6 protein-coding genes and 1 pseudogene are annotated in these 15427 nt (G+C 74.4%); all 7 read right to left on the bottom strand.

The genetic code is table 11. The features are described from left to right. Window positions 1-26: 26 nt before the first annotated feature. The 7 genes and pseudogenes from LPA42_RS21470 to LPA42_RS21440 all read right to left on the bottom strand — a co-directional run bounded on the left by LPA42_RS21470 (window position 27) and on the right by LPA42_RS21440 (window position 15410). On the bottom strand, window positions 27-1478 hold the full coding sequence (locus tag LPA42_RS21470; protein ID WP_198956581.1) for an MFS transporter: 1452 nt from the start codon (window positions 1476-1478) through the stop codon (window positions 27-29). Between the two features lie 154 nt (window positions 1479-1632). Next, window positions 1633-2364, bottom strand: a pseudogene (locus LPA42_RS21465) (thioesterase II family protein); the annotation flags it as partial. An 8-nt stretch (window positions 2365-2372) separates the two neighbouring features. Next, window positions 2373-3470, bottom strand: coding sequence for a class II histone deacetylase (locus tag LPA42_RS21460; protein WP_077937880.1), 1098 nt, complete (start codon window positions 3468-3470; stop codon window positions 2373-2375). Window positions 3471-3568: 98 nt separating this feature from the next. Continuing rightward, window positions 3569-3874 carry a hypothetical protein gene (locus LPA42_RS21455; RefSeq protein WP_077937879.1) on the bottom strand — a complete coding sequence of 102 codons (306 nt, stop codon included), beginning with the start codon at window positions 3872-3874 and terminating at the stop codon, window positions 3569-3571. Between the two features lie 96 nt (window positions 3875-3970). Beyond that, window positions 3971-7921: a bifunctional SDR family oxidoreductase/pyridoxal phosphate-dependent aminotransferase family protein gene (locus LPA42_RS21450; protein ID WP_228986811.1), complete on the bottom strand. Its 3951-nt coding sequence runs from the start codon at window positions 7919-7921 to the stop codon at window positions 3971-3973. Then, window positions 7918-9039, bottom strand: a complete 1122-nt coding sequence (locus tag LPA42_RS21445; protein WP_077937877.1) for a DNA alkylation repair protein — start codon at window positions 9037-9039, stop codon at window positions 7918-7920. The genes LPA42_RS21450 and LPA42_RS21445 overlap by 4 nt, the downstream gene beginning before the upstream one ends. Further along, window positions 9036-15410 (bottom strand): type I polyketide synthase, encoded by a 6375-nt coding sequence (locus LPA42_RS21440; RefSeq protein WP_228986810.1) that lies wholly within the window; start codon window positions 15408-15410, stop codon window positions 9036-9038. The genes LPA42_RS21445 and LPA42_RS21440 overlap by 4 nt, the downstream gene beginning before the upstream one ends. Between the last annotated feature and the right edge of the window lie 17 nt (window positions 15411-15427).

The raw sequence follows: 15427 nt of genomic DNA, 5'->3' as shown, positions 1-15427 counted from the left end.
CGGTGACCCGCCGGGACGGCCGGCCCTCAGGAGGCCGCCTGCGCCGGCACGGCGTCGTCCGCGCCGGCCTCGGCGTCGCCGGCCGGGCGGTCGCGGACCATGGTCAGCACCGCCACCGCGAGTAGGACCGTGATCACGGTGCTGATCGCCCCGACGAGGTTGAGGCCGCCGGTGAAGGCGTCCCGGGCGGCGGCCAGCAGCGCAGCGCCCGCGTCGCCGGGCAGCTGCTGCGCCGCGGCGACGGCCGCGGCGAGGGTGTCGCCCGCGGCCGAGCCCTCGGGGGCGGTGAACTGGCTGCGGTAGACGATCGCGCCGACGCTGCCCAGGATGGCGACGCCGAGCGCCATGCCCAGCTCGGTGCTGGTCTCCGACACGGCGGAGGCGGAGCCCGCCTGCTCGGGGGGCGCCGACCCGACGACGATGTCGGTGCCCAACGCGATGAGCGGGCCGCCACCGGCGTAGACGAGCAGGAAGCCGACCACCAGCTGGGTGAGGCCGCCCTGGCTGTCGAGCAGGGCGAGCATCAGGTGCCCGACCGCCGAGACCGCCAGGCCGGCGGCCACCACCCGGGCCGGCGCGATCTTCCCCGCCAGCACCGGCGACAGCATGGACGTGACGATCAACGCGAGCGCCGCCGGCAGCAGCCAGAGCCCGGCCCGCAGCGGCGAGAGCCCGACGACGAGTTGCAGGTACTGCGTCACGAACAGGTACGTCCCGCCGGCGATGAGCATGCTGAACAGCATCGCCACGAGGGCCGTGGCCAGCGGGCGGTTGCGGAACAGCCGCAGGTCGATCAGCGGGCTGGCCAGGGCACGCTGCCGACGGACGAAGAACACCCCGACGACCAGGCCGGCGACGACGGCGAGCAGCGGCAGCGGGCCCGCATCGTCCTTGGCCAGCTCCTTCAGGCCGTAGATGATCGGCAGGATCGCGGCCAGGGACAGCGCCACGCTGGCCAGGTCGAGCCGGCCGGCGTCGGCGTCCCGGTACTCCGGCAGCAGCCGCGGCCCGGCCACCAGCAGCACGGCCATGATCGGCACGTTGAGCAGAAACACCGAGCCCCACCAGAAGTACTCCAGCAGCGCGCCCCCGACGACGGGGCCGAGCGCGACGCCGACGGAGAACATGGTGACCCAGACCGCGATGGCGACGCCCCGCTGGCGCGCGTCCTGGAACATGTTGCTGATCAGCGCGAGGGTGGAGGGCATCAGGGTGGCCCCGGCGACGCCCAGGGCGGCGCGCGAGGCGATCAGCATGGCCGGCGTGTCGGCGTACGCGGCGACCACGGAGGCCACGCCGAACGCGGCGGCGCCGATCAGCAGCAGCCGCCGCCGGCCGATCCGGTCACCGAGGGTCCCCATGGTGACCAGGAACCCGGCGATCATGAAGCCGTAGATGTCGATGATCCACAGCATCTGCGGGGCGCTGGGCAACAGGCTCTCGCTGATGTGCGGCACCGCGAGGTGCAGGACGCTCATGTCGATGGAGAGCAGGAGCGTCGGCAGCGCCAGCACTGCCAGGCCGAGCCATTCCCGGGGGCCCGCCCGGTGCTGCGGTTCGATCGTGGTGCTCAATGTGGATCCTTTCTTGATGTGTCGCCGGACGGGGGAAACAGTGGGTCGTCAGGTGGGTGACCACCGCCTCGGCGACGTATGGCTCGTACAGGTAGAAGTGGCCGCCGGTGAACAACCGGCGGGCGAAGGGCCCCGTCGTCTCCAGCGACCACAGGTGCAGCCGGTCGGCGACGACGATCGGGTCGTCCGCCGCGCCCAACGACAGGATCGGCACGCCGGTGCCGGTGGCCGGCCGCTCGTAGGTCTCCATGGCCTCCAGGTCGGCGCGGATCGCGGCCAGCGCGGGTCGCACGAGGTCCGCCCGGTGCAGCAGGTCGGGGGCGATGCCGCCGATGTCCACGAGGTGTTCCAGCATTTCGGCGTCGGTGCGCCGGTGCCCGTACGGCGGCTCGCTGGGGAAGCAGGGCGGCTGCCGGGCCGACACGACGAGGTGCCGCGGCGGCAGTCCCGCCCGCTCCATCGCCCGGGTCAGCTCGTAGCCGAGCACGCTGCCGAAGCTGTGCCCGACGATCGCGTACGGCAGGGGCTCCCGCTCGGTGAGCGCCCGGGCGAGGCCGTCGACGAGCGGCTCGACCCGCCGCAGCGGCGGCTCGGCGGCGCGCAGGCCCCGGCCGGGCAGCTGGGCGACCAGGAACTCGACCCCGGCGGGGACGACCCGCGTCCAGGACCGGAACGCCGAGGGCCAGCCGCCAGCGTGCGGCAGCGCCACCAGCCGCGCCCACGGGGCGTCCGGCCCGGCTGCGGCGGCCGGTCGTGCGCCGCCGCCCACCTTCAGCAACCAGGGGTTCATCGTCGTCCTCACGCCAGCAGCGGATGGTGGGCTTCGAGGTGGGCGAGCACGCGGTTCTGGTGCGGTCGCAGGCGCTGCCCCGGCAGGTGCTCCAGCGAGTGCAGGAAGGGATCGGGCGGCTCCGGCAGGCCCGCGAGCGCCGACGCGACGGCCAGCACCAGGGTCGGCTGGTACCACGCCGAGTAGCCGCCCTCGTGGGCCAGGACGATCCGCCCGCCGGTCAGCTCGTCGGCGAGGGCGCACATCCGGGCCGTCATGGCGTGGAAGGTCCGGCTGGTGCACATCATCCGGCCCATCGGGTCGTGGCCGCCCGCGTCGAGGCCGGCCGCCACGAGGATCAGCTCCGGGCCGAAGGCGCGGGCCGCCGGCTCGACCAGCCGGGTCAGCGCCGCCAGGTACGCCTCGTGCCCCGAGCCGGCCGGCAGCGGCACGTTGAGGGTGCGCCCCGCCCCGGCGCCCTCCCCCGTCTCGGTGACCAGGCCCGAGGCGGGCGGGAACAGCCCCTCCTGGTGGATCGAGACGTAGAGGACGTCCGGGTCGGTGTAGAAGGTGCGCTGGATCCCGTTGCCGTGGTGCACGTCCCAGTCGAGCACCAGCACCCTGCGTACGCCGTGCCGCTGGGCCGCCCGCGCGGCGATCGCCACGTTGTTGTAGAGACAGAGGGCCATCGCCCGGTCGGGCTCGGCGTGGTGCCCGGGCGGCCGGACGAGGCAGTACGCCCGGTCGTGCCGCCCGTCGAGCACGGCTTCGGTGGCCTGCACGCAGGCGCCCACGGCCACCCGGGCGGCGTGGGCGCTGTGGTGGTTGACGTGCGCGTACACCCCGGCGTCGCCGGCACCGAGCGCGGAGGCCGCCTCGACGCGGTCGACGTGCTCGCGGGTGTGCACGAGCAGCAGGTCGTCGTCGCCGGCCGGCGCGGGGGTGACCTGGGTGTAGTGGTCCAGCACCCCGGCCATCCGCACCAGTCCCTCGGCGCGGCGCAGGTCGGGGTCGACGGCGAACTGGCGCAGGGGTTCGATGCCCGGGCCGACCGGCAGGTAGCCCGACCCCTGGCCGGGGTCGTGCCAGAAGCAGACCTCGTGGCTGTACCAGGCGAGATTCGGCATGTGCGACGTCCTTGGCGCTCGGGTCGGAGGGGTGGTCGGGGCCGCGACGCCGACGGGGGGGGTGTCGACGCCGCGGCCCGCTCGGGGAGGGCGACCGGTTACGCGGCGACGGCCGCCTGGGCCCGGGTCTGTCCGGTCACCTCGGCGACGCGCCGCAGGTAGTGCTCCCGCTCCTCGGCCGGGGTGTGCTTGGTCCGGAACGTGGAGTCGAGCCAGGCGAGGACCTGGTCCACCTCGGCGGGGCCGAGCGGCCGGTCGCCCAGCTCCTTCTCGAACTCGCGGATGCGGGCCGTGGGCGCGAGCACGCCCTCGGCGTAGCCGGACTCGTCCGGGTTGTGGTTGCGGGTGCAGGCGATGGCCTTCAGGACGGCACCGAAGAACGCCCTGCTGTCGATGTCGCTCACTGTGGTCTCCTCTCGACGGGGTTTCTTCCGCCGGCCGCCCGCTGCGGGCGGCCGGCTACACGGGTGGTGTCGCGACCGGAACGCTCCCGGCTGCCCTCAGGCGATGAGCCCGACCCGCCGGCCGGCGTCGGCGAAGACGGCGACGGCGTGGTCGAGGTCGTCGACGGAGTGGCTGAGGTTGACGATGGTCCGCAGGCGCGGCAGCGCCTTGGGCACGGTGGGATAGACGATGGGTTGGACGAAGATGCCCTCGTGCTGGCAGAGCCGGGCCATCTCCTGGGCCTGGCCGGCGCTGGCGCAGATGATCGGCACCACCGGCGTCACGCTGCCGAGGGTGTCGAAGCCGAGGGCGCGCAGCTGCGCGCGGTACCGGTCGGTGCGGGCCCGCAGCTCGCCGGTGAGGTGCGGGGCCGCCTCCATGACCTCGACGGCCGCCCGCGCGGCGGCCACCTGCATCGGGGTGCCGGCGGCGGAGAACATCCAGCCCCGGGCGTTGTTCTTCAGGGCGAAGATCAGGTCGCTGGAGCCCGCCACGTAGCCGCCGGTGCTCGGCACCGTCTTGGACAGGGTGCCCATCTTCACCGCGATCCGGGCCGGGTCGATGCCGAAATGCTCGGTGATGCCCCGGCCGGTGGCGCCCAGCACGCCGAGGCTGTGTGCCTCGTCGACCATCAGCGGGGCGTCGTGGCGCTCGCAGAGCTCCAGGATGCCGGGCAGGTCGGCAACGTCGCCGTCCATGCTGAACACCGCGTCGGTGACGACCAGCTTGCCGGCGTCGCCCGCCCGGCGCAGGGCCCGCTCCAGGTCGGCCAGGTCGTTGTGGGCGTACGTGATGACGGTCGCGCCGGACAGCCGGTAGCCGTCGAGGATGCTCGCGTGGTTGTAGACGTCGCCGATGACCACGTCGCCCGGCCCGACCAGCGCGCCGACCGTCGCCACGTTGGCCATGTAGCCGCTGGTGTAGACGATGGCGTCCTCGGCGCCGACGAACCGCGCGATCGCCAGCTCCAGCTCGCGGTGCAGGTGCAGGGTGCCGGCGAGCAGCCGGACGCCGTGCGCGCCGGTGCCGTGCCGCTCCAGGGCGCGCTGCGCCTGGTGGTTGATGTAGTCGTGGCCGATGAGCCCCAGGTAGCTGTAGGAGGCGAAGTTGAGGAACCACCGGCCGTCGAACTTGATCCAGGCGCCCTTGGACTCCTCGATGACCGGCTCGTAGAAGTAGTCGTCCCGCGCGATGACGAGCCGGTCGTCCACCGACAGCGCGTCGATGCGCCGGTCGAGGAAGGTGCCGTCCGGGCGGTCGGCGAGCCGGCCGGGCAGGGTGCGGCGGGGAACCGCACCGCCGAGAGGGGCGGCGACGCCGGGCGGCCCGGCGGGCCGGGGCGCGGCCGGCGGGGGGCCGGCCGGGGCCGGGCGGTGGCCGGCGGCGGGGGCCGGCGCGGGCCGCCCGTTCGCCGCCGGGGGCCGTCCGTCGACCGCCGCCGGCTCGGCGGTGCGCCCGGCCGGGCGGCGCACGACGGCGTCGCCGTCGCCGTCACGGAACCGGTCCCAGTCCGGGACGAACCGGTGCGCCGCCGGCCCGCCCGACCCGACGGCCGCGGGCGACGCGGCCACCACCGGGGGTACGGCGACCGGCGCGGGCGGCCCGGCGGGGCCGGCCGCCGGGGGCGCGACGGACGACGCGGGCGGTGCGGGTGGTGCGGGCGCCGTCGTGGTGGCGGCACGCGGGAGCCCCTCCAGGTGCCGCAGCAGCGCGCCGACGCCGGGGTGGTCGAAGAAGGTGGCCGGGTCGATCTCGACGCCCGCGCCGGCCAGCGCGGCGGAGACCTCGACCGCCATCATCGAGTCCAGCCCCAGGTCCAGCAGGTTGTCCTCGGGCGACACCTCGGCGACGTGCAGGGTCCGCTTCAGGATCGCCGACAGCTCCGGCCACAGCCGGGTGTCGGGAGAGGTCACAGGGGTCGTCATCTCGTCGTCCTTCGGGGTGTCGACTGCGGACAGGACGTAGTTGCCGGGCGGCAGCCCGAGGGTGTGCCGCAGGAGCGCGACGCCGTCGTCGGCGGGCAGCGCCGGGATGCCGCGCGCCGCCGCCGCGTCGGCGACCTGCTCACCCATGCCGACGGCCCACAGGCCCCAGCCGAGGCTGTACCAGGCCTCCCCCTCGGCCCGGCGGCGGGCGGCGTAGCCGTCGAGGTAGGCGTTGGCGCAGGCGTACGAGCTCTGGCCGAGGTTGCCGTGCGTCGCCGAGATCGAGGAGAACAGCACCACGTACCCGGGGCGTGCCCGCGCGCCGAACGCCGCGTCGAGCGCGTGCACCCCGCCGATCTTCGGGGCGAACACCTCGTCGACGCGCTCGGGCGACAGGCTGCGCGCCAGCGCGTCGCGCAGGACGCCGGCGGCGTGAAAGACGCCGTCGAACGGCTCCGCGTCGGCCAGCGCCGCCGGCAGGTCGCGCACGTCGGCGGCGAGGAGCCGCAGGTCGCAGGCGGCGGCGAGCTTGTCCAGCCGGTCCCGCGCCGGCCCCTGCGTCGGCACCGTCCGGCCCACCAGCGTGAGGTGGGCGCAGCCCGCGCCGGCCAGGGACTCCGCCACGTGCAGGCCGATGCCGCCCAGGCCGCCGGTGATCAGGAACCGGCCGCCGACCGCCCGCCCCGCCCGCTCGCCCGGGGTGGCGTCGACCGCCGGGTGCGCCGGGGCATACCAGGTGCCGTCGCGCCAGGCCAGCTCCGCCTCACCGTGGCGCACCTCGTCGAGCGTCGGCGGGGGCGTGGCACCGCCGAGGCCGAGGTCGACCAGGCGTACGCGGACCTGCGGGTGCTCGATGCGCAGGGTGCGCGCCAGCCCCCACAGCGCGGTCTGCACCGGCTCGACCGGCTCGTCGCCGGTGACCTGGTGGGCGGCGTTGGTGACGATCGTGAGCGCCGGCATCGGCGGCTGCGCGGCGAGCCGCCGGACCAGGGTGAACACGCCCTGGAGGACGGCGGCGGCCTCGTCGGCGTCGCGCACCCCGCGCGGCGCGACGTAGACCACCTCGGCCGGCGGGGTCTGCGCGCGCGCCCGGTCGACGTGCTCGTCGTGCAGGTCCGTCGGGTCGAGCAGCACGGGCCCGTCGTCGGGCGACCCGCCGGACAGCTCGCGCGACACCAGCCAGGTGTGGCCGCCGGTCGGCTCCGGCTCCGGGGTCGGGGTGACCGGCTGCCAGGTGACGGCGGTGACCGACCCGGCGGGGACCGGCCGGTGCCGGGCCGGTGCCCCCGCCGGGCGGTCGGATCCGCCGGCCCGCCCCGGCGCCTTCAGGATGATCCGGTCCAGTTCGAGCAGCACCTCGCCCTGCTGGTTGCAGACGGTGGCCCGCCCGCGCACCGCACCGCCGGACGCGCCCTGCGGGTCGGTGCGCTCGACCAGCGCCAGGACGGTGCCGGTGACCCGCCGCCGGACGGTGACCCGCCCCACGTACCAGGGCAGGCACCCCCCGGCGGTGCCGTCGTCGAGCATCCCGAGGCACTGGAAGACGCTGTCGAGCAGCGCCGGCGGGACGAGGTGCGGGTCGGTCAGCCCCCCGGACGCGCGGAGCAGGGCCAGCATCCGGCCCGGCCCCCGGTGGGCGGCGCGGATGGCGTGGAAGGTCGGGCCGTACTCGATGCCGCTGCCCCGCCGCCAGTCGGCGACGGCGGCCAGCGGCACCTCGTCGACGCAGCCGGCGCGCAGCTGGGCCACGTCCAGGTAGTGCGGGGGCGGCAGCGCGGAGCGGGTGGCCCGGGCGCGGCTGTGCGGCGTCGGGCTGGACGCGCCCGGCTCCCACGAGCCGAGCGCGCACTCCCCGTCGTCGGTCAGCGTCGTCTCGACCTCGACGGTCGTGCCGGGCGGCACCCGCAGCGGCGCGAGGAACGCGACCTGTTCCAGGCTCCAGCTCCCGCCGGGCCGCGCCGCGTCGCAGGCGGTGAGCATGGCGTCGACCTGCGCCGCCGCGGCCAGCACGGGCGTCCCGCCGATCCGGTGGTCGCGCAGCACCGGGTCGTCGGCGGCCAGCGGGGTCCGGTGGGCGATCACAGCCGCAGGTCGAATCTGTCGGTGGCCAGGACCTGGCCGTTGACCTGGATGTCGACGAGGTGCTCGCCGGGGTAGTAGCGCCGGGTGGAGACCTCCCGCACCGGGTGGGACTTCTCCACCGTCCGGCGCTCGCCGGGGGCCAGTTCGAGGGTGGTGAGCTTGAAGACCTTCGGGATGCTCTGGCCGTTCTTGCGCACGTGGTGCACGACGTAGTCGACGGCGACGGTGTGCCGACGGCTGTCGGTGTTCTCGACGTCGAGGCGGATGAGGGTCGACTCGCCGAGGGTCAGCGACCGGGGCGACAGCCGCATCGACGGCACGCGGATGTGCTCGCCGCCGGTGACACCGACGATCGCGAGGGCCTCCTGGTTGCCCTTCTTGACCAGGGTGCGCAGCGCGTGCCGGACGATCCAGGCAGTCTCCGGCGTCGGGCTCTCCTGCTGCCAGCGCAGCGCGGTCGCCAACGCGACGTCGGGCGCGTCCTTGGAGATGTCGTTGAGGTTGTTCGCCACGGACTTGCGGACGTACTCCGACGGGTCGCTGCGCAGCGGTTCGAGGATCTCCAGGACGGGCTGCGGGTCCTTGACGAACATGGTGAGCGTGCGCGCCCAGGGCAGGCGGGGACGGGTGCCCTCGCTGGCCATGCGGCGCACGTTGTGGCTGGGGTCGCGCGCCCAGTCGACCATCCGCTTCATCGTCAGGTCGTAGTGCTGCTCGATGTACGGACGGATGGCGTACTCGGCGGTGTGCCGCTTGGTGATCTCGACGAGGGCGTCGAGGGACACCTCCGGGTGGTCCAGGCCGTACTCCTCGACGAACCGGGCCACCGGCATGAGGTACCAGCTGACGTTGAACATCCCCTCCCCCTCGGCGAGCTCGTCGCCGAGGATCGACACGAGGATGCGCACGCTCTCGGGGTAGTCCTGTGGGAGCCGGCTGCGCAGCCCCTCCGCCAGGACGAGGACGCGGTCCTTCAGCTCCTTTCCGGGGATCCGCCGTTCGACCTCGACGGCGTAGTCCTCGACGTCGAACTCCGGGTGGACCTCGCGGATCTTCCCACCGATGAGGCGGGCGGCGTCACCGTTGAAGTGGCGCTTGAGTCCGTATTCGCCAGTCATTGCATCCGGTCCTTCACGACAGAGATTCCCTCAGCGGGCGGGTAGAGGTGGATCTTAGGTTTGCGTGTTTCCTCCCTCAAGGAAGCGGGACGGCTCGTCGCGACGATTCTCGACTTGTCTCGTCCATTGGGGACCCAGTACGTCCGGCGTTCGAAGGGGTAGGTGGGAATCGTCGTCGTGCGATGCCCCTTACCGGCATGCACCCCCACCCAGTCCACCTCACCCAGACCACGGCTGTAGAACTCCGCCACCGCGGAATGCACCTGCACCTGATCCGAACGCCCCCTGCGCAACGTCGACAACCACACCAACCCCGGATCCGGCAACACCTGCCGACCCAGACCCGTCAACACCGGATGCGCACCAATCTCCCAGAACACCCCACCACCAGCCGCACCCACCAACCCCAACGCCTCACCAAACAACACCGGCCCCCGAATCCCCCCACCCCACAACCCACCATCCGCCACCGACCCCGCATCATGCCACCGACCCGAAATCGACGACGCAAAACCGATCCGCGGCGCCGACACCACCACCCGCGACACCGCCTCCGCAAACGGCCCCACCGCCCCCGCCATCGCCTCCGAATGAAACGCATGACTCACCACCAACCGCTGACACCGCAACCCCGAACCAGCGCAAAACGCATCCACCACATCCACCGGCCCCGACACCGTCACACTCCGCGGCCCATTCCACGCCGCCACCTCCAACCCCGGATAAGCGACCACCGCCGACCCCACCACCTCGGCATCAGCGAACACCGCCGCCATCGCCCCACCCGACCGCTGCCCCTGCATCAACGAACCCCGCGCCACCGCCAACCCCAACACATCTCTCAACCCGAACACACCCGCCGCCCACGCCGCCGACAACTCACCCACCGAATGACCCACCACCAACCCCGGCCGAACCCCCCACGACTCCAACAACCGCACCAACCCCACCTGCACCGCAACAATCCCCACCTGCGCAAACCGCGTCTGCACCAACTCCCCACCACGACCACCGAACAACAACTCCAACAACGGCACCCCCGCCGACGACACCAACTCCGCACACTCATCCAACGCCGCCCGGAACACCGGCTCCACCCCATACAAACCCCGAGCCATCCCCGCATACTGCGAACCCTGACCCGAAAACATGAACACCGACACCGGCGCCGCATTCACCAACCGACCCACCGCACGATCACCCGCCGCCACCGCCGACAACCCCTCCGCCAAACCCACACCATCCACACCCGACACCGCCACCCGGAACCGATGCGACGCCCGACCCACATTCGCCGTGAACCCGAAATCCCCCACACCACTCGTCCCCACACCCGACAACACCCGCGCATAATCACCCGCCAAACGCCGCACACCCTCCACACTCGACGCCGACACCTTCACCACAAACGACTCCTGCGGCACCGGCTCGCGCGGGGCGCCAACCGGCGGCTCCTCCAGGATCACGTGGGCGTTGACCCCACCCATCCCGAACGCCGACACCGCACCCCGCCGCGGCGAACCCGTTGTCCGGGGCCATGCGACGACCTGGTCCGCCACGTAGAACGGCGACTCCTCGAACCGAATGTGATCATTCGGCCGCTGCACATGCAACGTCGGCGGAATCTGCTCCCGATCGAACGCGAGCAGCACCTTCACCACACCAGCCAAACCAGCAGCCGGCTCCAAATGACCGATGTTCGACTTCACCGAACCAATCGCACAGAACTGCGTCCGCGACGTGAACTCCCGCCACGCCCGCGTCAAACCCTCCACCTCAATCGGATCACCCAACGACGTACCCGTCCCATGCGCCTCCACCAGACCGATCCCGTCCGGACCCACCCCCGCATCCCGCAACGCCGCCACGATCACGTCGCGTTGCCCGGCGGGGCTCGGGGCGGAGTAGCGGGTGGTCCGGCCGCCGTGGTTGACCGCCGCGCCCTTGATCAGGCCCCGGATCCGGTCGGCGTCCCGCTCGGCGTCGGCGCGGCGGCGCAGCACGACCGCGACCGCGCCCTCGCCGGGCACGAAGCCGTCGGCGTCGACGTCGAACGCGCGGCACCGGAAGGTGGGCGACAGGGCCCGCAGGTCCTGCATGGAGCGGAAGTACTCGGGGCTGATCGCGGCGTGCACGCCGCCGATGACCGCCGTGTCGATGTCGCCGGCCCGCAGGTGCTGCAGCGCCGTGTGCAGGGCCACCAGCGACGACGAGCACAGCGTGTTGACCACGACGCTGGGCCCGTGCCAGTCCATCAGGTACGATAGCCGGTTCGGGATCATCGCCTCCAGGCCGAGGCCACGCCCGTCGGGCACCCCGTGCCGGGACCGCTCCTCGTGGTAGTGGTCGTGGCTGTAGGCGATCCACAGGCCGATCCGGTTCTCCCGGTCGCCCTGCCCCATCCGGCCGGCGTCCTCCAATGCCTCCCAGATGGTCTCGTACACGATGCGGGCCTGCGGGTCGATCAGCGGCGCCTCCCGGGCGGAGATCCGGAACGGCACGGGGTCGAACTCGTCGACCCGGTCCAGGAAGGACGCCTGCGGGACGGGGCCCTCCTCGGCGCGCTGCCAGCGGCCGTCGGGCAGGACGCGGACGGTGTCGCGCCCCTCGGCCAGCAGGGACCAGTACCCGTCGAGGTCGTCGGCGGTGGGCACCCGGATCGCGGCGCCGACGACGGCGATGTCGCGCCCGGTGTCCGTACGCTCGGCGGCCTGCGCATGGTCGACGGCCTGGGGCGGGGTGGTGACCGGCGGCGGTCCGGCGGTCACGGCCGGCGGCGTCGCCGCGACCGGCTCGGGGGCCTCGACCGACCGGGGGGCATCGGCCGACCCGAGGGGCGGGGCGCTGGCGGCGGCCGGGGGCGGGGCGACGGGTGGCTCCGGGGTCGGATCGGGGGCGGTCGCCGGGCCCGCCGGCGGTGCCGCCAGCGAGGCGACGAAGTCGGGGGCCTCGTCGACGAGGTGCTGGGCGAAGCTGCGGGGCGTCGGATACTCGAAGAAGACGGTCGGATAGAGCGACAGGCCGTGTTCCCGGGACAGCCGGTCGCTCAGCCCGACCAGGCCGACGGAGTCGAAGCCGGCCGAGAGGAACTCGGTGTCGGCGTGCTCGGCGTCCGTGCCGGACAGGGCCAGGAACCAGGCGAGCGCCCGCGCGACGGGCGACGCCGACGCGACACCGCCGGGAAGCCCCGCCCGCTGCGGCACCGGGGGCGGTGCGGGGGCGGCGGCCGGAGCGACCGGTGTGGTCGGGGCCGCGGTGGGCTGCGCGGCCTCGGCCGGAGTGGGCCGCCCGGCCGGGACGGCCGGCGCCGGGGGTGCCGGAGGCCGGGCCGCCGCGACCGGGGCCGGGGCGGGCGCGACGGCGGTCGGGGCCGGGCGGGGCGCGGCGGGGGCCGGTGGCTGGTCGCTGAACGCGAGCACGGGCACCCGCTTCGACGAGATGTCGCCGAAGGTCAGCAGGGGCACGCCCCGCGCGTCGAGGACGACCTGGGTGACCCGGCACGCCTCCTCGTTCCAGAACGACACCTCGGTGCGGACGTAGGCGGCGTCGTCGAGCGGGCCGTGCACGCTCACCCGGTCCGCCGACAGCGGGATGAACGCGGACGCGTGCTCGGTGCCGAAGACGGGGTTGTCCGGGTCGATGGCGGCGATGGTGACGCTGTCCAGCAGGCCCGGGAAGAGCTGGACGTCCGGCGGGTTCAGCCCGCGCTGCCGGCCGCCCTCGATGCGGGCGAGCGTGCCCCCGCCCGCGAGGCCGGCCACCCAGGAGATGTTGCGGTAGTAGCGGCCGTGGTGGTAGCCGATGCGGCGCAGCCACCGGTAGACCGTGGAGCCGGCGTGCAGCCGCGAGCAGGCGGCGAGCAGCTCCGGCAGCGGCTCGGTGGCCGGGGCCGGGTCGGGCTGCGGGGCGTACCGGCCGGTGACGAAGGGCGTGCCGTCGGCGTCGGCGACGGTGAACCGGCCCTGCCCGTCGACCCGGCACTGCACGCGGTGCGCGCCGGTGGGGATCAGCGGCCGGTGGAACAGCACGTCCCGCACCCCGTGGAACGCGTCGCCGCGCAGCTGCGCGCCCTGGCGCAGGAAGTCGAACCAGGCGACGCCGGGCAGCATGATCCGGCGGTACACGGAGTGCTGGGCGATGGGCGTCTCGCCCGCCCCGAAGACCCGGGAGAAGGCGTACCCGGCCGGGCCCTCGTCGGCGTCCAGGGTGGTCGGGCCGCCGGGCTCGGCGGAGCGCAGGGGCTCCCGCAGGTCCAGCGCGGGCCCCCGGGCCTGTGCGGCGGGCAGCAGCCGCTTGCGCCACCCGGCCGGCCCCTGGAACGTGGCCCAGTCGACGTCCGCGCCGGCCTCGTACAGTTCCGCCGCGACGGTGGCGAGCAGCGCGGCGACGCCGCGCTCGTCGGTGACGTCGGCCAGGCGGGCGCACAGCTCCGGGCCGGCGTCGCAGTCGGAGTCGGCGGTGCCGGCCGCCGGGTCGTCGGCGGTCGCGGCCGGGCCGGTCAGGACCGCGCTCAGCGCCTGCTCCAGCGTGGTACGCCCGTGCGCGAAGTCGGCGATCGGCGCCCAGCCGGGCGGCAGGTCCACCGCCTGCTCGGGTACGCCGGTGTCGCGCAGCGCCACGGCCAGCACGACCCCGGCGCAGATCCGCAGCAGCGGGCCGGAGAACGTCGTCACGGGGCTGCCGACGGCGGCCTCGAACCGGCCGACGATCTCCCGTACCGCCGGCACGGACCCGGTGAGCGCGAGCAGCCAGGCCGGCGGGGCCGGCGCGGCGGCCGGACGCACGGTGACGGCGGGCCGCCGCCGGCGGGTCTCGCCGAGCGGGGCGTCGGCGGCGAGCAGGCGGGCCCGCAGGGCGGCGGCGAGGCTGGCGGCGTCGGTGCCGGCGACGGCGCACCGCACGGCGCGGTGGGGGCGTCCGAGCCGGGCGGTGGCCAGCACGTCGGGGAGGTCGTCGGCGGTCGTCGGCAGGAACTCCAGCCACTGCGCGGCCAGCTCGCGCAGGCCGTCCGGGCTGTCGGCGGACAGGGGCAGCACCTCGGCGGCGCGCCCGGCACCGGCCGGGGCGGCGGGCGCGCCGGCCGCCTCGGCGACGACGTGCGCGTTGGTGCCGCCGAAGCCGAACCCGCTCACCGCGGCCCGGCGGGTCGGTGCCGCCGGCCAGGGCTCGGCGCGCGGCGGCAGGTGGAAGGGGCTGGCGTCCAGCCGCAGGCGCGGGTTGACGGCGGGCACCGGCACGCCGGGCACCACCCCGTCCCGCAGGCAGAGGACGATCTTGGCGAGCCCGGCCAGGCCGGACGCCGAGTGCAGGTGCCCGATGCGCCGCTTCAGGGAGCCCAGCGCGACGCTGCCCCGGGCGACGCCGTGCCGGCCGAACACCTCGGTGAGTGCCCGCACCTCGATGGGGTCGCCGATGGCGGTGCCGGTGCCGTGGGTCTCGACGTACTGGACGGTCGCGGGGTCGACCCGGTCGTAGACGCGGGTGAGCAGCTCGACCTGGGCCTCCAGGTTGGGGGTGGTCACCCCCATGGTGCGGCCGTCGTTGTTGACGCCGGTGCCGGTGATCGCCCCGAGGATCACGTCGCCGTCGGCGACGGCCGCCGCCATCGGCTTGAGCACCAGGGCGACGGCGCCCTCCCCGGGGACGTACCCGTTGGCCTTCTCGTCGAAGGTCTGGCACAGCCCGTCCGGGGAGAGCGCGCCCGTGCGGGAGAGCAGCACGAACGTCAGCGGGTCGACCAGCAGGTCCACCGCGCCGACCACGGCGATCTCGCAGCTGCCGGCGGCGAGGCTCTGGCAGGCCAGCCAGACCGCCGTCAGCGACGACGAGCAGGCGGTGTCGACGACGAGGCTGGGCCCGGCGAGGTCGAGCCGGTCGGACAGCCACGCCGCGACGAAGTTCTGCGAGCGGCCCCAGAGGGCGGCCGGGACCGGCGGGCCGGCAACCGGGACACCGGCACGGCCGGCGGGGGCGACGCCGCGGCCGTGGTCGAAGCCGTAGGAGTTCATCCGGGCGCCGACGAAGACGCCCGCGTCGAGCCGCCGCCGGGCGGCCAGGTATCCGGCGTCCTCCAGGGCGCGGGCCCCGACCTCCAGCATGACCCGCTGCTGCGGGTCGAGCAGGACGGCGTCGGCGGCGGTGAGCCCGAACGCCTCGTGGTCGAAGGAGAACGGGTCCTGCAGGAACGCTCCCCGGTGGTGGGTGCCCTGGTGGTCGCCGTCGCCGAGGTAGAGGTCGCGGGCCCAGCGGCTGGGCGGGACCTCGTCGACCTCGACCGAGTCGTGGGTCAGCATCCACCGCAGGTCGGTCACGTCCTCGGCGCCGGGAAGCCGTACGGCCATGCCGATCACCGCGATCCGATTGTCCGTCATGGTCGCGTCGCTCCTTC

The organism is Micromonospora sp. DH13 (assembly GCF_020873825.1).
GTDB classification, from domain to species: Bacteria; Actinomycetota; Actinomycetes; order Mycobacteriales; family Micromonosporaceae; genus Micromonospora; species Micromonospora haikouensis.
The sequence above is the reverse complement of the archived record's forward strand: the minus strand, read 5'-3'. Positions and strand labels throughout refer to the sequence as shown.